Origin of the sequence: Halolamina litorea (assembly GCF_026616205.1) — an archaeon.
GTDB lineage: Archaea > Halobacteriota > Halobacteria > Halobacteriales > Haloferacaceae > Halolamina > Halolamina litorea.
In genome coordinates this window covers 1,764,582-1,783,659 of the sequence record NZ_JANHGR010000001.1, presented here as the reverse complement: position 1 = coordinate 1,783,659, position 19,078 = coordinate 1,764,582, and the positions used below count along the sequence as shown (strand labels likewise).

Annotated in this window: 18 protein-coding genes; 5 read left to right on the top strand and 13 right to left on the bottom strand. The window is 69.1% G+C overall.

From position 1 onward, the window contains the following. Positions 1-29: 29 nt before the first annotated feature. The 6 genes from NO998_RS09125 to NO998_RS09100 all read right to left on the bottom strand — a co-directional run bounded on the left by NO998_RS09125 (position 30) and on the right by NO998_RS09100 (position 6,309). Positions 30-1,094, bottom strand: coding sequence for a TAXI family TRAP transporter solute-binding subunit (locus tag NO998_RS09125; RefSeq protein ID WP_267646802.1), 1,065 nt, complete (start codon positions 1,092-1,094; stop codon positions 30-32). 76 nt (positions 1,095-1,170) lie between these two features. Further along, positions 1,171-2,613: an acetyl-CoA hydrolase/transferase C-terminal domain-containing protein gene (locus NO998_RS09120; protein WP_267646801.1), complete on the bottom strand. Its 1,443-nt coding sequence runs from the start codon at positions 2,611-2,613 to the stop codon at positions 1,171-1,173. Next, positions 2,610-3,200, bottom strand: a complete 591-nt coding sequence (locus NO998_RS09115) for a MaoC family dehydratase (RefSeq protein WP_267646800.1) — start codon at positions 3,198-3,200, stop codon at positions 2,610-2,612. The genes NO998_RS09120 and NO998_RS09115 overlap by 4 nt, the downstream gene beginning before the upstream one ends. Positions 3,201-3,202: 2 nt before the next feature. Then, on the bottom strand, positions 3,203-4,408 hold the full coding sequence (locus NO998_RS09110) for an acyl-CoA dehydrogenase family protein (RefSeq protein WP_267646799.1): 1,206 nt from the start codon (positions 4,406-4,408) through the stop codon (positions 3,203-3,205). An 84-nt stretch (positions 4,409-4,492) separates the two neighbouring features. Beyond that, complete coding sequence (locus tag NO998_RS09105; protein WP_267646798.1) at positions 4,493-5,881, bottom strand: MmgE/PrpD family protein; 1,389 nt, start codon at positions 5,879-5,881, stop codon at positions 4,493-4,495. After that, entirely contained in the window at positions 5,878-6,309 is a 432-nt protein-coding gene (locus NO998_RS09100) for a universal stress protein (protein WP_267646797.1), read from the bottom strand. The genes NO998_RS09105 and NO998_RS09100 overlap by 4 nt, the downstream gene beginning before the upstream one ends. Before the next feature lie 96 nt (positions 6,310-6,405). Between NO998_RS09100 and rocF the strand changes: the two genes are divergently transcribed. Together rocF and purD are read left to right on the top strand one after the other, a co-directional pair. Beyond that, on the top strand, positions 6,406-7,341 hold the full coding sequence (rocF, locus tag NO998_RS09095) for an arginase (RefSeq protein ID WP_267646796.1): 936 nt from the start codon (positions 6,406-6,408) through the stop codon (positions 7,339-7,341). A gap of 84 nt (positions 7,342-7,425) precedes the next feature. Continuing rightward, positions 7,426-8,730: a phosphoribosylamine--glycine ligase gene (gene purD, locus NO998_RS09090; protein WP_267646795.1), complete on the top strand. Its 1,305-nt coding sequence runs from the start codon at positions 7,426-7,428 to the stop codon at positions 8,728-8,730. A gap of 27 nt (positions 8,731-8,757) precedes the next feature. Here the strand turns inward: purD and NO998_RS09085 are convergent, their stop codons facing one another. The 3 genes from NO998_RS09085 to NO998_RS09075 form a co-directional block, all read right to left on the bottom strand. Continuing rightward, the gene (locus NO998_RS09085; protein ID WP_267646794.1) at positions 8,758-8,937 is read right to left on the bottom strand and encodes a DUF7836 family putative zinc-binding protein; all 180 of its coding nucleotides are present in this window, start codon (positions 8,935-8,937) and stop codon (positions 8,758-8,760) included. Between the two features lie 57 nt (positions 8,938-8,994). Next, positions 8,995-9,609 (bottom strand): DUF6517 family protein, encoded by a 615-nt coding sequence (locus NO998_RS09080; protein WP_267646793.1) that lies wholly within the window; start codon positions 9,607-9,609, stop codon positions 8,995-8,997. A gap of 113 nt (positions 9,610-9,722) precedes the next feature. Then, positions 9,723-10,307, bottom strand: coding sequence for a DUF2391 domain-containing protein (locus NO998_RS09075; protein ID WP_267646792.1), 585 nt, complete (start codon positions 10,305-10,307; stop codon positions 9,723-9,725). Between the two features lie 156 nt (positions 10,308-10,463). Between NO998_RS09075 and NO998_RS09070 the strand changes: the two genes are divergently transcribed. Both NO998_RS09070 and NO998_RS09065 read left to right on the top strand, forming a co-directional pair. Then, positions 10,464-12,836 carry an ATP-dependent DNA helicase gene (locus tag NO998_RS09070; protein WP_267646791.1) on the top strand — a complete coding sequence of 791 codons (2,373 nt, stop codon included), beginning with the start codon at positions 10,464-10,466 and terminating at the stop codon, positions 12,834-12,836. 70 nt (positions 12,837-12,906) lie between these two features. After that, positions 12,907-14,760 carry a S9 family peptidase gene (locus NO998_RS09065; protein ID WP_267646790.1) on the top strand — a complete coding sequence of 618 codons (1,854 nt, stop codon included), beginning with the start codon at positions 12,907-12,909 and terminating at the stop codon, positions 14,758-14,760. A gap of 6 nt (positions 14,761-14,766) precedes the next feature. Here NO998_RS09065 and NO998_RS09060 read toward each other — a convergent pair whose 3' ends face one another. From NO998_RS09060 to NO998_RS09050, 3 genes are all read right to left on the bottom strand, one after another. Next, positions 14,767-15,309 (bottom strand): hypothetical protein, encoded by a 543-nt coding sequence (locus NO998_RS09060; RefSeq protein WP_267646789.1) that lies wholly within the window; start codon positions 15,307-15,309, stop codon positions 14,767-14,769. A gap of 174 nt (positions 15,310-15,483) precedes the next feature. After that, entirely contained in the window at positions 15,484-15,795 is a 312-nt protein-coding gene (locus tag NO998_RS09055; RefSeq protein WP_267646788.1) for a hypothetical protein, read from the bottom strand. Next, the gene (locus NO998_RS09050) at positions 15,792-16,034 is read right to left on the bottom strand and encodes a hypothetical protein (protein ID WP_267646787.1); all 243 of its coding nucleotides are present in this window, start codon (positions 16,032-16,034) and stop codon (positions 15,792-15,794) included. The genes NO998_RS09055 and NO998_RS09050 overlap by 4 nt, the downstream gene beginning before the upstream one ends. 82 nt (positions 16,035-16,116) lie before the next feature. Here NO998_RS09050 and NO998_RS09045 point away from each other — a divergent pair, with 82 nt between their 5' ends. After that, positions 16,117-16,800, top strand: a complete 684-nt coding sequence (locus NO998_RS09045; RefSeq protein ID WP_267646786.1) for an SOS response-associated peptidase — start codon at positions 16,117-16,119, stop codon at positions 16,798-16,800. Positions 16,801-16,837: 37 nt separating this feature from the next. Here the strand turns inward: NO998_RS09045 and katG are convergent, their stop codons facing one another. After that, positions 16,838-18,973 carry a catalase/peroxidase HPI gene (gene katG, locus NO998_RS09040; protein ID WP_267646785.1) on the bottom strand — a complete coding sequence of 712 codons (2,136 nt, stop codon included), beginning with the start codon at positions 18,971-18,973 and terminating at the stop codon, positions 16,838-16,840. Positions 18,974-19,078: the final 105 nt, after the last annotated feature.

Sequence of the window (19,078 nt, the reverse complement as noted above, 5' to 3'; positions counted from 1 at the left end):
ATAAATCATGAAGTTAGGTGTGGGTGGAACTACTCGTTAGTGGAGCCTTCGGTCCACGAGTCGTTCCAGACGTCGTTGTCCTTGAAGAACTGGGCGACGCCGGGGTGGACCTCGAGGTCCTCGATCACCGCTTCGGTCATCGTCTCGGGGTCGGAGTGGTCGAGCGCCGTCGGGTCGGACTCGCGGATCGTCTCCCAGTGCTCGCTGGAGAGGCGGGCGATCTCTTCGGTCGCGCCCGCGGGGACGTCCGGCCCGAACGCCCACTGGCCGGCCAGCGTCCACGCGGTCACGGTGTCGGTCAGTTTGGTCACGTCCTGCTCCCAGCCGTAGGGCTCGAACTCCTGCAGGAGCGCCCCGGGGACCTCCTCGATCGCCGCGCGGAACTCGTCGTCGACGGGGACGGCGTAGAGGTCGCCTCCGCTCCGCACGTCGACTTCCTGTACCCAGCTGGAGAGGTTGATCCCGTTCGCGCCGTAGATACAGAGCGCGTCGGCACGGCCCTCCTCGACGGCGCCAGCGATGTCGGAGGTGTCGAGGTTGAGGATCTCGTTGCCCTCCCACGCGCCGGCGGTCTTGATCACTTCCTCGGTCAGCAGGCGGGTCCCGAAGCCGGGCTGGATCGGGTAGATGTTGTAGCCACCTTCGCGGATGTCGGCGGTGGACTCGATGCCCGAGCCCTCCATCGCGACCCAGTAGATCTGGAGGTTCGTGAAGACGAACCCCTGCATCGGGAGGCTGTCGACCGGCTCGTCGGCGAACGGGCCGGACTCGCTCATGGCCTTCGAGAGGGAGTTGTTGTCGACGCCGATCGAGGAGATGTTCCCCGAGTCGAACTCGTAGAGGTTGGCCGTCCAGCCGTCGGTCACCTGGACCGAGATGTCGAGGATGTCGCTCTCTCGGCTGGCTGCCTGTGCCAGTGCTTGACCGGCCTGCTGGGTCGAACTCCCCGAGGAGGTCCCCCCGATGACGACGCTGTAACTCTCGCCGTCGCCGTCACCGTCGCCGCCGCCCATACAGCCGGCGGTCGTGATGACGCCCATCGTCGCCGCTCCTTTCAGCAGGTCCCGTCGGTCAAGACTGTCTTTGTCTACCATGAATATACAGGTATATTGCGGCCTTGATAAACATACCGTAACCGGCCAACCGAGGACCGATTGTGGAGCGCGCCGGTCAGTCCCGCCAGTCGAAGGCCGTTTCCGGATCGAACGGGACGTGCCCCGGCGCCGCTGTCGCACGGTCGTGGTACGCACGGAGTTCGTCGCGGAAGGACGGGTCGGCCACCTCGATCAGCGCGGTCATCCGCTCGTCGGGGCTCAGCCCCCGGAGGTCGGCGACGCCGTGTTCGGTGACGATCACGGAGTGGTCGTGTTCGGTGTGGTCGACGTGGGGCACCTGCGGGACGATCCGGGACACGTCGCCGCCGGCGGCCGTCGACGGCAGCGCGATGACGCCGAGTCGGCAGTTGCGGTTGAAGTCGCCGCCGCCGCCGATGCCGCTGACCACGTCGGTGCCGCCGATGTGGGTCGCGTTGGCGTTGCCGTAGAGGTCGACGTCGACGGCACTGTTGACGCCGACGACGCCGAAGCGCTCGATAAGCGCGGGGTTGTTCGACACGTCCGCCGAGCGCAACACCACGTCGTCGGCGTAGCGGTCGATGCCGTCGAACAGGCGCTCTTGGCCCGCCTCCGAGAGTGCGAGGGAGGTCGCGCTCGCGCCGGCGAGCAGGTCCTCGTCGAGCGCGTCGAGGAGGCCGTCTTGAAACACTTCACCGAAGTAGACGACCTCGCGGTCGCCGAAGTCGATGCCCGACAGTTCGCCCATCAGCGCGTTGCCCAGGCTGCCGACGCCGAACTGGAGGTAGACCGACTCGGCGAGCACGGGGTTGCGCTCGATTTCGGCTTCGAGGAAGTCGCCGAGGTTGTCAGCGATGGCGAGGTCCGCGTCGGTCGGGTCCCGGAACTCGTAGGGGTCGTCGGCCTGCTCGGTCTCGACGACGGCGACGAGTTTCTCGGGGTCGAACGGGACCCGAGCGTCGGCGACGCGCTCGGTCGCTCCCGTGACCGGGATCGGATCGCGGTTCGGCGGGAGGTCCCGCTGGAAGACGTCGTGGACGCGCTCCAACTCCTCGGGTTGGGCCTCGTTGACCTCGACGATCAGCCGGTCGGCCGCGGCGACGAAGGAGGGCGTGTGGCCGATGGAGGTCGAGGGGACCAGCCAGTCCTCGCCGACGCTCACCGCCTCGATCACTGCCACGTCGGGGTCGCCGAACTCCCCCAGCCGGACCTCGTCGCCGACCCGGGAGATGTGGCGGTCGTGGAACGCCACCTCGCGGCTGTTGATCGCCTCGCGGGAGGCCGCTTGGGTCTGGAACGGGTAGCGCCGGGCGAGTTTGTCGGCCTCGATCAGTACGTCGTCGACCTCCTGGCCGACGCCGCCCCCGGAGACGACCGTCAGGGCGGCGTCCTCGTCGCGGGCGGCGAAGGCCGGCAGCGTCGCTTTGGGGTAGCCGACGCCGCCGAAGCCGCTGACGAGCACGGTGTCCTCGGTACCGATGGCCTCGGCGGCGGCTTCGGCGTCGACGGTCGGGAGGCCGTCGGCGATCCGGTCGGTCATTCTCCACCCTGCGTGCCGACCCCTTCGGGCCAGCCCGGGGGCTGTTCGGCCGACGGCTCGGCGTGGGAGCGCTTGAGCACCATCGGCGTGCGCTCCATCGAGAGCACCTTCGTCCCCTCCTGATTGAACGCACGGAGCTCGGTGGTGACGATGCCGACGTGGTCCCGGGAGTCGCTCTCGCGTTTAGCGATGACCTCGCTCTCGGCGAAGATGGTGTCGCCGTGGAACACGGGCGCGTGGTGGCGGATCCGGTCGTAGCCGAGGTTCGCGGTGGCGTTGACCGACACGTCGATGACGCTCATCCCCACCGCGAGCGCGATGACGAACGTGCCGTCGACGAGGCGCTCGCCGAACTCCGTCTGGGCGGCGTAGGCCTCGTTGAAGTGCATGGGGTTGAGGTTCATGGTGACGTTCGTCATCCAGACGTTGTCCGTCTCGGTGACGGTCCGGCCGAAGGGGTGTTTGTACACGTCACCGACCTCGAAGTCCTCGAAGTAGCGGCCGTGCCAGCCGGCGACGACGTTGGTCTCGCCGTCGGTCGCTGTGTGGTCGGTCGGTGCGTCGTCGGCGTCGGAGTTGTCGGACATTCTCAGTATGAGCGGGGGAGCGAGAGCGCGTTCTCGCCGAGGTAGTTGAGTGCCAGTTCCTGCGTGATCGGCACGAGCCGGGTCAGGCGGGCCTCGCGGAGGTAGCGTTCCACGTCGTACTCGCGGTCGATCCCGCGGCCGCCGTGGGCCTGTACGGCCGCGTCGGCGCCATCGAAGGCGGCCTCGGCGGCGAGGTACTTCGCCGCGTTGGCCCACGCGCCGACGGCCTTTCGCTCGCGCTCGTCGGCGTGGGCGGCGGCGTCGAACGTCAGCCGCTTGGCAGCTTGCAGCCGCGCCATCGCCGCCGCCAGCGGGTGTTGGACCCCCTGGTTGGCGCCGATGGGACCGCCGAACACCTCGCGTTCGCTCGCGTAGGCCGAACCCTTCTCGACGGCCAGTTCCCCGAGTGCGACGGCTTCGGCGGCGATGACGAGGCGCTCCTCGTTCAGGCCGTCGAGCACGTGGTAGAAGCCGCGGTCCTCCTCGCCGATCAGTCGCTCGGCGGGCACGCGCAGGCCGTCGTAGGTCACGCGGAACGAGGAGACCATGCCGCTCGCGGTCTTGTCGATCTCCTCCAACTCGATCTGGCCGGCGTCGCGGGCTCGCTCGATGTCGACGAGGAACAGCGAGACGCCCTCCGTGCGCTTCTCGACGTCCTCCTTGGGCGTCGTGCGCGCCGCGAGCACGAGGTAGTCGCTCACGTCGATCCGGGATGTCCAGAGCTTCTCGCCGTCGATGACGTACTCATCGCCCTCGCGGACTGCTCGGGTAGTCATCGCCGTTGAGTCCGAGCCGGCCTCGGGCTCGGTCAGGCTGAAACACTGGATCCAGGCGTCGCCGTCGGCGACACGCGGCAGGAGCTCATCCTTGAGTTCGTCGCTGCCGTAGTTCAGGATCGGCGCGGAGTTGTAGATGGCCGCATGGACCGTCTGGGCCCCGCTGAACCCCGCACCGCGGCGGGCTATCTCGTACATCATCGCGACTGCCTCGGGAGTCCCGAGCCCCTTCCCCCCGTACTCTTCGGGGAGGAGGACGCCGAGCCAGCCCTCGTCGGCGAGCGCCTCCACGAACTCGTGGGGGTAGTCGCCCGCCTTGTCGTGTTCGCGCCAGTAGCTGTCGTCGAACCGGTCACAGATATCGCCGACGGCGTCCCGGACCGCCTGCTGCTTGGCGGTGAGGCCGAGGCCGTCGTCGAAGTACTCCACCATCGTCCGTGATGTGGGATGCCCCCCCACAATAAGGATACCTTTGACGGCTACCCGGGCCGGGAATCGGGCGCCCCTCCCCGGGTTTCAGGCCGAGAGCTCCCGAAGCGCGTCGTAGAGCGTGCCGTCGCCCCGGCAGGCGGCGAGCGCGGCCTCGATGGCGTCGTCGTCGCTCCCGGCGGTGACCGCGAGGTCGCGGAACTTCCGGTCCACGGCGTCACGTCCGAGGGGGGATTCGGGCTCGCCGCGGGCGTACTCGACGAAGCGCTCGTAGTCGCCGTCGGGCGTCTCGACGGTCACGTCGGCGGCCCAGATTTCGGGGAAGCGCTCCCGGGTCCGGTCGCTCGCCTCGACGGTCGTGGCGTCCATCAGCCGACGGAGACCGGCGTCGTCGAGGTGGTCCTGTGCGTCGAGGAACGCCGGGAGGCCGGCGTCGCCCTCCGTCAGCGCCAGCGCCCCGACGAACGGCATGCTGAACTGGCAGTCGACGAAGTTGTCCGGGCGACGCTTGGCGTCGATGGGGTCGCCGGTGAGTCGAACCCCCGACTCGGGGAGTTCGACGTGGATCGACTCCACGTCGTCGGCGTCGATCCCCTCAGCGACCTCGAGCAGCGCGTCGATCGCTGCGTGAGTGTACCGACAGCAGGGGTAGGGCTTGAGCGCGGTCTCTTCGAGCGCCCGGCCCGGCGTCAGATCGTCGAGCAGGCTCGGGTCCGGGTCGTCGGAGTAGCCGTTGAGGAAGCCGTCCTCGCCCGCCAGCGGTTCGGCGGCGCCGACGAAGCCGTTGGCGGCGAGTTCGCTCGCCAGCACCGCTCGCGAGGCCGCGAGGCCGGGGTGGAGCCGCTTGTTCCACGCGCCGTTCTCGAGGAACTGGAGCGAGCCGGCGGCTTGACTGCCGTTGACGCCGAACGCCGAGGCGAGTTCCTCGCGGTCGAGCCCCCGTAGCCGCCCCGCGGCGGCGGTCGCCCCGAACGTCCCGCAGGTCGCCGTGATGTGGAAGCCGCGGGCGTAGTGAGCCTCGGGCGTCACCGCGCGGCCGACCGCACAGGCCACGTCGTACCCCACCGCGATGGCCGTCCGCAGTTCGTCCACGGGCGCCTCGACGGTCTCGGCGACGGCCAGCGCGGCAGCGATCACGGGCGCGCCGGGGTGGAGCGACGATGCCCGGTGGGTGTCGTCGAAGTCGAGGCTGTGAGCGAACGTACCGTTGAGCAGCGCCGCGCGGTCGGGGGCGACCTGCTCGCCCGTCGGGAGGACGGTCGCGCCCCGGCCGTCGGCGGCCACCGGCGTCGTCAGGGCGTCGACGGCGTCGACGACGCTCGGGGAGGATTCGGCGACGGCCTCGCCGGCGAGAACTAATCCAACCCAATCGACGAGGTGGTCGTCGACGGCGCCCCAGGCCGCGTCGGGGAGATCAGCGCGCCCGGTGTCCAGTGCGTGTGCGGCCAGTCGGTCGGCCGCGGTGTCGCCGCTCATGCGACGATGACCGGGCGGTCGGACTGGACGATGATTCCTTGCGTGACGCTGCCGAAGATGGCCTTCCCGACGGGGGTCCGATCCTTCGCGCCGAGGAGGTAGGCGTTGGCGTCGAGTTCCTCGCCGGCGGCGATCACTTCGTCGACCGGGTCGCCGACCGCCGTCTGGAGGTCCTCGAAGATGCCGGCGTCTTCGAGTTCCGAGACCGCGCGGTCGACGGTCTCGGGGATCCCCTGAAGCTCGGCGATGTCGCGGTTCAGGCTGTCGATGACGTACTCGCCGGCCTCGTCGGCGGGCACGTCTACCTCCTCGTGGACGTGAATGACGGTCACCGAGATCTCCTCGCGGCCGGGGAGATCGAACAGCGCGTCCAACTGATCGTCGAGCCGATCGTCGTCGTGGTCCACGGGGAGTAGCACCCGATACATGGCTCCGATTGGGGGCCAGCGTGCCCTTAACCGTTCCCCCGAGCCGTCGTCGGCGAACCCCCGGAAACTAACTCAGGCCGGAGCCAATCGCCCGATATGTCCGAGAACGGAACGTTCGAACCGAACCAACGGTCGATCCGCGTGATCGGCGCGCCGACCGACTACGGGCAGGACCGACGGGGCGTCGACATGGGCCCCTCAGCCATCCGCTACGGCGGGCTGAGCGACAGGCTGGCCGAGGCGGGCGTCGCCACCGAGGACGCCGGCGACCTGCTCGTCCCGCGCGCGGAGGAGCGTGACCCGGACTACAGGACGCCGAGTCAGGGGAAAGCCCGCTTCCTGCGGGAGACCGAGGACGTGTGTACCCGACTCCGCGGGGAGGTCCGGGAGTCCCTCGCGGACGGCCACACGCCGCTCGTTCTCGGCGGGGACCACTCCATCGCCATCGGGACGGTCGCGGGCGCCGCCGCCGACGCCGATATCGGCGCCATCTGGTTCGACGCCCACGCCGACCTGAACACGCCGACGACGACGCCCTCCGGCAACGTCCACGGGATGCCGCTGGCGGCGCTGCTGGGCGTCGACGAGTGGGCGGGCGTTGACTGGGCGAACGCGCCGAGCCTCTCCCGGGAGAACGTTGCCATCGTCGGCCTGCGCTCGGTCGACGACGACGAGCGCGACCTGATCGCCGAGAGCGAGATCAGCGCCTACACGATGTCCGACATCGACCGTCGCGGGCTGGCCGACGTGGTCTCCGATGCCCTCGACGTCGCCACCGACGGCACCGACGGCTACCACGTCAGCCTCGACCTCGACTGGCTGGACCCGACCATCGCGCCCGGCGTCGGGACGCCCGTCCGCGGCGGCGTCACCTACCGTGAGGCCCACCACTCGATGGAGCAGGTCGCCGAGGACGGCGGGATGCGCTCGATGGAACTGGTCGAAGTGAACCCGACGCTCGACCAGCACAACGAAACCGCGGAGCTGGCGGTCGAACTCGCCGCCAGCGCGTTCGGCAAGCGCATCCTCTGAGGGCGACCGGAGTATCCGCGTTCGTGTATCGTTCGGCTCTTTCGGAAGACAACGTTTACACTCCCGTGCTCATACCCACCGAGCATGGAGACCGTTCTGGTGATCGGCGGCGGCGGCCGGGAACACGCGATCGTCCGCGCGCTGGCGGACGACGCCGAGGTGTACGCCCTTTCGAGCAACCGTAACCCCGGGATCGACGCGCTCGCGGCCGGGATGGAGATCGCCGACGGCACCGACACCGACGCGGTCGTCGACTACGCCGAGGAGATCGGCGCCGACGCGGCCGTCGTCGGCCCCGAATCGGCGCTCGCGGCTGGCGTCGCCGACGCCCTCGACGACGCCGGCGTGTTCACGTTCGGCCCGACCGCCGAGGCTGCCCGGATCGAGACGGACAAGGCCTACCAGCGGGAGTTCATGGCCGAGAACGACATCCCCGGAACGCCCGGCTTCGAGACGTTCGACGCCGCCGACGCGGCCGCTGACTACGTCGAGTCGATCGACGACGACGTGGCGGTCAAACCCGCGGGCCTGACCGGCGGGAAGGGTGTCCGGGTCACCGGCGATCAGGTGAGTCACGCGGAAGCCGCGGCGTACGTCCGGGAGAGCGGCCACGACGAGTGGGTGATCGAGGAGCGACTGGTCGGCGAGGAGTTCACGGTACAGGCGTTCGTCGCCGACGGCGTCGTCCGCCCGACCCCGGCCGTGCAGGACCACAAGCGCGCCTACGAGGGCGACGAGGGGCCCAACACCGGCGGGATGGGGAGCTATAGCGACGCCGGACCGACGCTGCCGTTCATGACCGAGGCCGACTACCTCGCCGCCGTCGACGTGCTCGACGCGACCGTCGAGGCGCTCCCTGCCTACACGGGCGTGCTCTACGGCCAGTTCATGCTGACCGCAGAGGGGCCGAAGGTCGTGGAGTTCAACGCCCGTTTCGGCGACCCCGAGGCGATGAACGTCCTCCCGGTGATGGAGACGCCGCTGCTCGACGTGGTGACGGCGGCCCGGGACGGCGACACGCTCCCCGAACCGACGTTCGAGAACCGCGCGACGGTGTGTAAGTACGCGGTGCCCGCTGGCTACCCGACCGACCCCGAGTCCGGCGCCGAGATCGAGGTCGACGAGTCGACGGTGGCGGCCGCCGCCGAGGCGGGCGGGGGCGACGCCCTGCTGTTCTACGCCTCCGTCGACGCCCGCGAGGACGGCCTGTTCACGACGACATCGCGCTCGTTCGCCGTCGTGGGCGTCGCCGCGGACATTCCGACCGCGGAGGCAATCGCGGCCGACGCGCTCGACGCTGCCGGGGACGGTCTCCGGGTGCGCGAGGACGTGGGGACCGAGGAACTGGTGCAGTCACGGGTCGCGCATATGGCGTCGCTCCGGGACTGAGTCGGCCGAAAAACGGACGAGTGGACGCTACTGGAACTGCTGAACGACTTCGAGGTCGCGGTCGGTCCGCATGAACTGTGCGAGGCGGCGGGTCGCGTGACAGTCCGGACAACTGAGGTTCTCGTCGGTCGCGGGAAGGTCGGTCGGGTTCGATTCCCACTCCTTGGCACACTCCGGGCACAGTAGACGGACGAACGCTTCGACCATGCCACTGTGTGGGACCCGATAGCGGATAAACTTTATCGCGGGTTCGGCGGCGACGCCTCAGGCCGGGTGGGTCAGGTTCGCCATCAACTGACGGACGTTGGGCCCCTCCTCGTCCTCGCGTTCCTGCGGGAAGATGCCCATCGGGACCACCGCGTCACCCTCGTGGTTGAAGTTCGCCAGCAGGACGAACACCGGGACCTCGTTGCCCTCGACGCTCACGATGGCCGAGAACTTCGTCACCGTCCGGGCGGACCCGAGGCTCTCCACTTCCTCCTCGGACTCCCGTTCGACGTTGCTCATGCTGTCGAAGCGCTGCTGGAACCGTTCGATCAGCTCCCGGTTGCTGATGTTCGAGATGGGGTTGAGCGACTGTCCGGCTACCTCCACCTGCGGGGAGGTGAACGCGGCGAACACGCCGATGTCGGAGCTCCCCCCGAAGAAGGAGAGCTCCATCTCCTTGCGGTACTCCGTCACCGTGTTGGTGATGTTGACCTCCTGGCCCGCGACGGTTCGGGTCATCGTCGGCTCCCGCTGGCCAGTCTGTTCGTAGCCCGTGTCACCCGGGTCGGTCTCGGCGAACTCGGCGCTGAAACTGGTGGTACCGCTACAGCCGGCCAGCCCCGCGACCCCCGCGACCGTCAACGCGCCTACCGCTCGGCGTGTTAGCTTCATGGGCTGAGTTCTCCGGAGACGGGCATAAACTTCGTGGCCGTTCGCGTGCCTCGAACGACAGGTCCGCCGGGGGCGTCGATAGCGCCGAACCGGGACTCCCGTGTCGTCGCACCTCAGCTTCCGGGGAGGATGTCCCCGAGCGCGCCGCCGATCGCCATCCCGACGAAACAGACCCCCGTCTGGCAGGCTGCGACCCACGGCTCGCCCCAGTCGACGCGCCCCCAGGCAGTCATCATCGCCACCGCGGTGGCCGCCGCGATGGCGAGAAGACCGGTCGGCCGGCGGGGGATCACGCCGAACAGCGGGTCGACGATCCGAACGTCCTGAATCTCGGCCACGTAGAGGAGGCCGACGACGATGGCGACGCCGAAGAGGAGCGTCCCGAGGAAGTAGGCGGGGTGGGTGGCGAGGTACGCGCCGACCTCCAGCGTGCCGCCTTCGATCACCATCGGGATGCCGAACACGACGCTGCCGACCAACGCCTCGGCGGCGTCGTGACGGTCGAACCCCTTGATCACCCGCCCGAAGACCGGCGGCGTCTCCTCGATGCGTCTGGCCATGCGGATGCTCTCGCGCACGCGGGACTGGGTCTCGTAGTCCTCGTCGGCGACCGCGAGTTCGAGCGCTTCGAGCTCGTCCAGCAGTTCGTCGACCTCCGAATCCTCGCCGTTCGAGTCCTCCGACTCGTCTACGGACACTGCTTACCTCCCTCGACGCCGACGGTGGTTCGGCCCGGGGTGCCCCTCGGCTCCGGCGGCGATGCGACGGTACATGGACCAGTGGGGGGCGGGGGACGGGGTAAGCGTTTGGCCCGCGGGCGAACGTTCATCCCGGAGAGCGCGGCCACGTCCGACATGCCTAAACTGGCCGCTCCCCAGCCTCCGGTAGTGAGTTGGCGCGACCTGTTCGGCCACCCCGAGCCCTACCCCGAGCAACGCGACGGGATCGAGGCGGCCGTCGACGCCGCAGAAGACGACGGCTTCCTCGCGCTCGAAGGGGCCTGCGGGACCGGGAAGACGATGCTCGCGCTCTCGGCCGGGTTGGACCGCGTGCGCGACCCCGATTCCGACTTCGAGCGCGTGCTCGTCCTGACCAGCGTCAAACAGCAGCTACGCCAGTTCGAGGGCGACCTCCGGACGATCAACGAGAACCTCCCGGAGGAGTACGACCCCGTCTCGGGGCTCACGCTGGTCGGGAAGGCCGACGTGTGTCCCTACGCCCGGGAGAACCGCGGCGGCGTCGACGACCGGAACGTCTACGACCGCTGTGAGGGGCTGCGCGAGCGCACTCGGAACCTCGCCGGCGACGGCGGGCCGACGACGGCCGAGGCGCTGGCGAGTCAAGCCCGGAGTCAGCAGGTCGGCATCGCCGACTCCGGACGCGACGGCGCGGACTACCTCGAAACGGCGGGGGAACCGACGCCGTACCGCCCCGACACCGAGGCGTACGGCACCGGCAGCGGGAGCACCGAGTACTGTCCGTTCTACGCGCAGTACCTCGCGGACCTCCCCGAGGACGGTGATCCGGCGGAGGCGGTCCCCTTCGACTTCACCGACAAGGGACTGATCGATACGGAGGAACTGGTCGGGCTCGCGGCGGGCCACGGCACCTGCCCGCACTCGATCATGGGCGCCGTACTGGGCCACGTCGAAGTCGTCATCGGCAACTACTACCACGCGTTCGATCCGACGACCTCGGGGCAGTTCACCGGCGCGCTCGTCGACGACTCGACGTTCGTGGTCTGTGACGAGGCCCACATGCTCGAACCGCGCGTGCGGGACCTCGTCAGCGACGGCGTTGGCGACCGGACGCTGCGGGACGCGGTGTCGGAACTGACCCGGATTCTGCAGGCCGTGGAGTTCGACGATGATTCGACGCCGTCCACCGGGAACGATGACGCCGAACTGGTCCGCGGGGAACTGCAGGAGGCCGACGTGAAACTGGACGAACTCCGGAATTTGCGGAATTTCTGCGAAGCGCTGCGGGAGGAACTGGACCGTCGGGTGAAGAGCCACCTCGACGGCGAGCGGCCGGGCTGGCGGGCGGAACTGACCGAACTGGACGACTACGAACTCCCGCTGCGGGACCCAGAGACGCCCCAACCCGACGAGATCACCGAGTGGGCCGAGCGCGAGGGCTTCGGCGAGGGGGTCTGGTCGCGTGCGGAGGTCGTCGGTGCCGTCGTCGCCCGGATCCTGAACGAGGTCGAAGACGAGGACGCCTCGCGCGCGGTGACGCCCGTGGGCCGGGTGTTGAACGCGTGGTACCGCGAGGACCACGAGTCGTTCTTCCGGGAGATCGAGTTGGATCGGACGTGGGACGAGACCGAGCGCCCCGACTCGTGGCGCCGGGCGTACAACGCGCGGCTCTCGCTGCACAACTGCGTGCCGAGCGAGGCCATCGGCGACCGACTCGCGGAGTTCGGCGGCGGCGTCCTGATGTCGGCGACGCTCGAACCGCTCGACGTGTTCCGGGAGGTGACGGGACTGAACCACCTCCAAGAGCAGGGGCGGCCGGTGACGACCCGAAGCTACGGGCTGGGCTTTCCCGCGGAGAACCGCGCCTCCTTCGCCGTCGACGTGCCGAAGTTCACCTACGGCAACCGCGGCGCGCCGGGCGAGGAGAACGACTGCCGCCGGATGCACGTCAACGCCGCCGCGACCATCGCGCGCTCGCCGGGGAACGTCCTCGTCGGCATGCCGAGTTACGGCGAGGCGGAGTGGCTGGCTGGCGAACTGGAAGACAGACTGGAGAAGCCGGTGTTGCTCGACAGTTCCTCCTCCGACGAGGTGACGGAGGAACTCAAAGCGGAGTTCTTCCGCGGGGCGGAGAAGGTGCTGGTGACGAGCATCCGCGGCACGCTCACGGAGGGGGTCGACTACGAGGGCGACCGGCTCTCGGCGGCGGTGGTCTGTGGCGTCCCGATCATCAACACCGCCTCCCCCCGAACTCGGGCGGTTCGGGTGGCCTACGACCGCGAGTTCGGCGATGGGTTCGAGACTGCCCTGACCGTTCCGGCCGTGCGCAAAGCCCGACAGGCCATCGGCCGGGTCATCCGCGGCCCCGAGGAGGTCGGGATCCGTGCGTTCGTCGACGCCCGGTACGCCCGGGAGTCCTGGAACTCGGTCCGGGAGTACCTTCCCGACTACGAGCGCGAGGAGTTCCAGCCCGTCTCGCCGGACATGCTCGGCTTCGGCGTCGAGCGCTTCTGGGAGACCCACCGCTGACGGCGGTCCCCCGGGTAACAGAAGCGTCGTTCTGGGAACGTTTTAGGCCGGGGCGTGTGAGGGGGAACCGATGGCAGACACGGACCCTGACTTCCTCGAACGGCTCGCGAGCCTTCCCAGCTTCCAGCACGCCGTCGCCTCACCCGAGGGCGACCGCGTCGCCCTCTACTACGACGTGACGGGGCGCAACGAACTCCACGTTCTCGACGTTGAGACCGGCGACCGCCGGCAGATCAGCGACGGCGAGGTGCCCCGCAACGCCCGCTGGCACCTGAAGTGGAGCGACGACGGCGACGCTGTCTACTTCCACGACGACGAGGGCGGCAACGAGCAGAACGACATCTACCGCATCGGCGTCCGCGGCACCGAGGAGGGCGAGGTCGAACAGTTGACCGCCCTCGACGGTCAGACTGTCCTCGCCGACGTGGCCGACGACGGCGAGACGCTGCTGCTCGGCTCGAACCGGGACGGCCAGATGAACCTCTTCAGCTTCGATATCCCGAGCGGCGAGGCGACGAAGCTGACCGACTACGAGCGCGCCGCGGGCGGCGGCGGCTTCTCCCCCGGCGTCGACCGCGTGGCCTTCACGACCAACGAGTCCGACGACTACAACAACCAGGACGTGTACGTCGCCGACGTCGACGGCTCGAACCCCCGGAACCTCAACATCGGCGAGGACGGCGCCGAAGCGAGCTTCGCCGACTGGAGCCCCGACGGCGACCGACTGCTGGTCTCGGACAACACCGAGAACTTCTCGCGGGCCGGCGTCTACGACCTCGGGACGGACGAGGTCGAGTGGTTCGGCGACCTGACCGTCGAGGAGAGCCCCGTCGCCTTCACCCCCGACGGCGAGCGCTTCCTCGCGCTGCGGACCCGCGACGCCGCCGTCGTCCCGCTGGTGTACGACATCGAGACGGGCGAAGGTCGCGAACTCGACGTGCCCGAGGGCGTCGCCGCCTTCTCCGGCGCCGGCTCGCCGATGCTCGACGGCGACCGCGTCCTCGTCAGCCACACCACCCCCGACAGCCGACCCGACCTGCTGGCACACGACATGGCGAGCGGCGAGACCGAGACGCTGCTGGCGGCGGAGTACGGCGACCTCGACCCCGAGGGGTTCGTCGACGCCGACTACTTCACTTTCGAGAGCCACGACGGCCTCGAGATCGGCGCGCTGCTGTACGACTCCGGCGAGCGCCCGTCGCCGCTGGTGGTCAACCCCCACGGCGGCCCGCGCGCCGCCGACTACCGGAGCTTCGGCATGTACACCCAGTTCCTACTCTCCCGGGGCTACTCGGTGCTGCAGGTGAACTACCGCGGCTCCACCGGCCGGGGCCGTGAGTTCGTCGAGCGCCTCTACGACGACTGGGGCGGCGGCGAGCAGGAGGACATCGCCGAGGCGGTCCGGCAGGTGACCGCCGAGGACTGGGTCGACGAGGACCGTGTCGTCGTCTTCGGCGGCTCCTACGGCGGCTACTCGGCGTACTGGCAGATGGTCGACCACCCCGAACTCTACGCCGCGGGGATCGCGTGGATCGGCGTCACCGACCTCGAGGACATGCACGCGAACACGATGCCCCACTTCCGGACCGAACTGATGGAGAAGTACCTCGGCACGCCCGAGGAGAACCCCGAACTCTACCGCGAGCGCTCGCCGGTCACCCACGTCGAGAACCTCGCGGCGCCGCTGCTGATGGTCCACGGTGTCAACGACCGCCGCGTGCCCGTCTCGCAAGCCCGTATCTTCCGGGACGCGCTCGACGACGCGGGCTACGAGCAGGGCGAGGACGGCGACTACGAGTACGTCGAACTCGGCGAGGAGGGCCACGCCTCCTCGGACATCGACCAGAAGATCCGGATGCTCCGCACGCTCGATGACTTCCTGCAGCGTCGCCTGCCCGAGGCGACGACGGCGCCCGCGGAGTAGCCCGCCTCAGCGGTTCTCCCCGGCCGGCCGCCCCTCCTCGTCGGGGGGCGGTTCGCGGTCGACGGTGGTCGTTCCCGCCGCCGGCCGCCCCTCGTGGTTGAGCGTCGACGCCGCGGCGATGAGGAAGCCGAGCATCGCCGCGAGCAGCGCGATGGAGCCGATTGCGCCCGTCGCGACCACCGAAATCTCCGGCGGGAGGACCTCGCTCGCGGTGAAGATGAACACCGCCGCCGCGAACCCCGTCACGGCGACGATCCGGACGAAGCGCTCCCACGATATCTCCTCGAAGAGGCTCGGTATCTGCTCGATGGGTAGCTCCGCGACCGTCTCCGCGGACTCGCTCTCGAAGGTGTGTCCGAGCGTGTGGACCGACTGGGCGATCCAGAGACCGGCGGTGAAGTTGACGAACGCGACGAACGACACCACCCCCAACTGTCCGGGGAGCAGGAACGCCGAGACCAGCGCTGCGAGGAACGATGCGAGCATCAGCACGTACACCGCACGCGACCGCGTTCCGTACTCCCGGAGCCGCGCAAGTGGGCGATACATGCTACCACATAGCGTGGCCGGCGGCATGAACTGTTCGAGCGGGAACAGTATCTGGTCACAGAAGCGAACCATCGCGGCCCGCGTATCGGCCACAGTGTGGCCCCGAACCCTCGGCGGCCGTTCGACGGCGGCGCCGCCTATTCGGTCAGCCGACCTGCGTGGGGCCGAACGGAATCAGGTGCTCTCGGAGGCGCTGTCGCCGTCCTGTTCCTCGGGCGGTTCCGTCGTCGGCGTCGAGGCCGCACTCGCCCGGGCCTCGGCGTGGTCGAGCGTCGACGCGGCGCCGATGAGGAAGCCGATGATGGCGGTGACCAGCGCCACCGAGCCGATCGCCCCGATAGCGATCGTCGAGAGACTCGGCGGCAGCACCTCCGCGGCGGTGAACGCGAACGTGGTGGTCGCGAACGCGATGACGACGACGATCCGGAGGAACCGCTCCCACGCGATCTCGTCGAACAGTCCCGGAGGGTCACCGTGCCGGCTCATAGCTCACCCGTGATCCCTTCGTACTCGTCGCCGCGGAACGTGTTCCCCAGCGAGTGGACCGAGTGAGAGATCCAGAGACCGGCGGTGAAGTTCAGGAACGCGACGAACGATACGAGTCGTAACTCCCCGGTGAGGAGGAACGCAGACCCCACCGCCGCGAGGAGCGTGAGCGCCATCAGCGTATGCAGTACCAACGATCGAGTGCCGAACTCACGGAGTTGTTCGAGTGGATTAGCCATCGATATTGGTACGGTTTCTCAGAACATGAAGCTTCGCTCCGTTGACGATACCGGTAAGAGGCCGGCGGGCCTCCCACCGATCATGTGCGGCCGTACCTCCCTCGCCGTCGACGCGGCGACGCTGGCCGACCGGTTCGGTGTCTCCGTGGAGGCGTTCGAGCCGCGGTACAACATCGCCCCCGGCTCGGAACTGCTGGCGATCCGGGACGACCGGCCCGACCGGGCGGCGGAGCTCACCTGGGGCTTCGTCCCGCCGTGGGCCGACGACCCCGACGAGGGGCCCAGACCGATCAACGCCCGCTCGGAGAGCGTGGCCGAGAACCGGCTGTTCGAGGACGCCTTCGGGTCCCGCCGCTGTCTGATCCTCGCGGATGGGTTCTACGAGTGGGCCGGCCCCGAGGGACGCAAGCAGCCTTACCGGATCGAACGTATCGACGGCGAGCCGTACGCGTACGCCGGCCTGTGGTCCCCCTGGGCCGGCGACGACGCGGAGCGTTGGACCTGTACGATCCTCACGACCGAGGCCAACGCGACCGTCGGCGAGGTCCACGACCGGATGCCGGTGATGCTCGAAGCGAGCGAGGAGTCGACGTGGCTGAACGGCGCCGGCCCGGGCGACTGGCGGTCGGTGTTCGACCCGTACCCCGACGACGAACTCCGGGCGTTCCCGGTCTCGACGCGGGTGAACGACCCGACGAACGACGACCCGTGCGTCGCCGAGGAAGTCGGCTCACAGTCGGGGCTGGGGGAGTTCGGGGCGGACTGAACCTGATAAAGAAGAGCCGCGGTGTCCTGCGAGTCGCTTACTCGAGGTCGAAGCGGTCGTTCCGCATGACCTTCGACCACGCCTCGGCGAAGTCCTCGACGAACATCTCCTCGGCGTCGTCGGCCGCGTAGGTCTCCGCGAGCGCGCGGAGCCGGGAGTTCGAGCCGAAGACGAAGTCCGCGCGGGTACCCTCGCCCACGACCTCGCCGGTCTCGCGGTCGCGAAGCTCGAAGTGGTTCTCGCCGACCTTCTCGACTTCCGTGTCGTTGTCCAGCAGGGTGACGAAGAAGTCGTTGGTGAGCGTTCCCGGCTCGTCGGTGAAGACGCCGAGGTCGCTGTCGCCGTGGGTCGCGCCCAGCGCGCGCATCCCGCCGACCAGCACGGTCATCTCGTCGGCCGTGAGGTTCAGCAGCTCCGAACGGTCGACCAGCAGCTCCTCGGCCTCCTGCCGAGCGTCGTCGCCGTAGTAGTTCCGGAAGCCGTCAGCGTCGGGCTTGAGCGCCTCGAAGGACTCCACATCGGTCTGCTCCTGCGTGGCGTCGGTGCGGCCCGGGTCGAAGGGGACGGTCACGTCGTAGCCGGCGTCGGCCGCCGCGGCCTCGACGGCCGCGTTGCCGCCCAGCACGATCAGGTCCGCGAGCGAGACGCGGACGCCGTCGTCGCGCGAGGCGTTGAACTCCTCGCGGATGCCCTCCAGCGTGTCGAGCACGCTATCGAGCTCCTCGGGCTCGTTGACCTCCCAGTCGCGCTGGGGCCGGAGGCGCAGGCGGGCGCCGTTTGCGCCGCCGCGCTTGTCGCTGTCGCGGTAGGTGGACGCCGACGCCCACGCGGTCTTGGCGAGCTGCGTGCGGGAGAGCTCCGAGTCGAGGAGCGTCTCCTTCAGCTCGGCGACGGCCTCGTCGTCGACGAGGTCGTAGTCGGCGTCCGGCGTCGGGTCCTGCCAGAGCATCTCCTCGTCGGGCACCTCGGGGCCACGGAACCGCTCGGGCGGGCCCATGTCGCGGTGGATCAGCTTGTACCAGGCCTTCGCGAACGCCTCCTGGAACTCGTCGGGGTTGTCGCGGAAGCGCTCGACGATCTCGCGGTAGTCGTCGTCGCGCTTGAGCGCCACGTCGGTCGTCAGCATCATCGGCGTGACCGAGTCGGGGGCGCCCTCGACGTCGGGGACGGTGTTCGTCAGCTCGTCACCGACCGGCTCCCACTGCCACGCGCCGCCGGGGCCCTTGTGGGGCTCCCACTCGTGGTCGAGGAGGTTGTCGAGGTAGCCCATGTCCCACGAGGTCGGGGACTGCGTCCACGGCCCCTCGATGCCGCTCGTGATCGTGTCGGGGCCCTTCCCCTCGCCGAAGTCGTTCTCCCAGCCGAGACCCTGCTCCTCTATGGGGGCAGCCTCCGGCTCCGGGCCGAGGTGGCCCTCGCCGTCGGCGGCGCCGTGGACCTTCCCGAACGTGTGGCCGCCGGCGATCAGCGCGGCCGTCTCCTCGTCGTTCATCGCCATCCGGTCGAACGTCTGCCGGATGCGGTCGGCGGACCACTCGGGCTCGGGATTGCCTTCGGGGCCCTCGGGGTTGACGTAGATGAGCCCCATGACCGACGCGCCCAGCGGCTCGTCGAGTTCGTCCTCCTCGTCGAAGCGGTCCCACGTCTCCATCTCGGCCTCCTCGCCCCAGTCGACGGACTTGTCGGGCTCGTAGGCGTCCTCGCGGCCGCCGGCGAAGCCGAACGTCTCGAAGCCCATCGACTCGAGGGCGACGTTCCCCGTCAGAACGAGGAGGTCGGCCCACGAGAGGTTCCGGCCGTACTTCTGCTTGACCGGCCAGAGCAGGCGTCGCGCCTTGTCGAGGTTGACGTTGTCGGGCCAACTGTTGAGCGGGGCGAAGCGCTGCCGGCCGCCGGCGGCGCCGCCGCGGCCGTCGACGGTACGGTAGGTACCGGCGCTGTGCCACGCCATCCGGATCATGAGGGGGCCGTAGTGGCCGTAGTCGGCCGGCCACCACTCCTTCGAGTCCGTCAGCACGGACTCGATGTCGGACTTCACTTCGTCGAGGTCGAGCGACTCGAAGGCCTCACCGTAGTCGAACTCCTCGTCCATCGGGCTCACGTCCCGTGCGTTCTGGTCGAGGATCTCCAAGTTCAAGTGATTGGGCCACCAGTCGTGGTCAGTCCCTGCCATCGTCACGTAGATGCGGCTTCCAAGTATTAAGGTTGTCCAACTCAGTAATGGGATTCCGTATCGGAAAGGAATACTGCGCGGAGCGAAAACGAAACTGGCGAATAT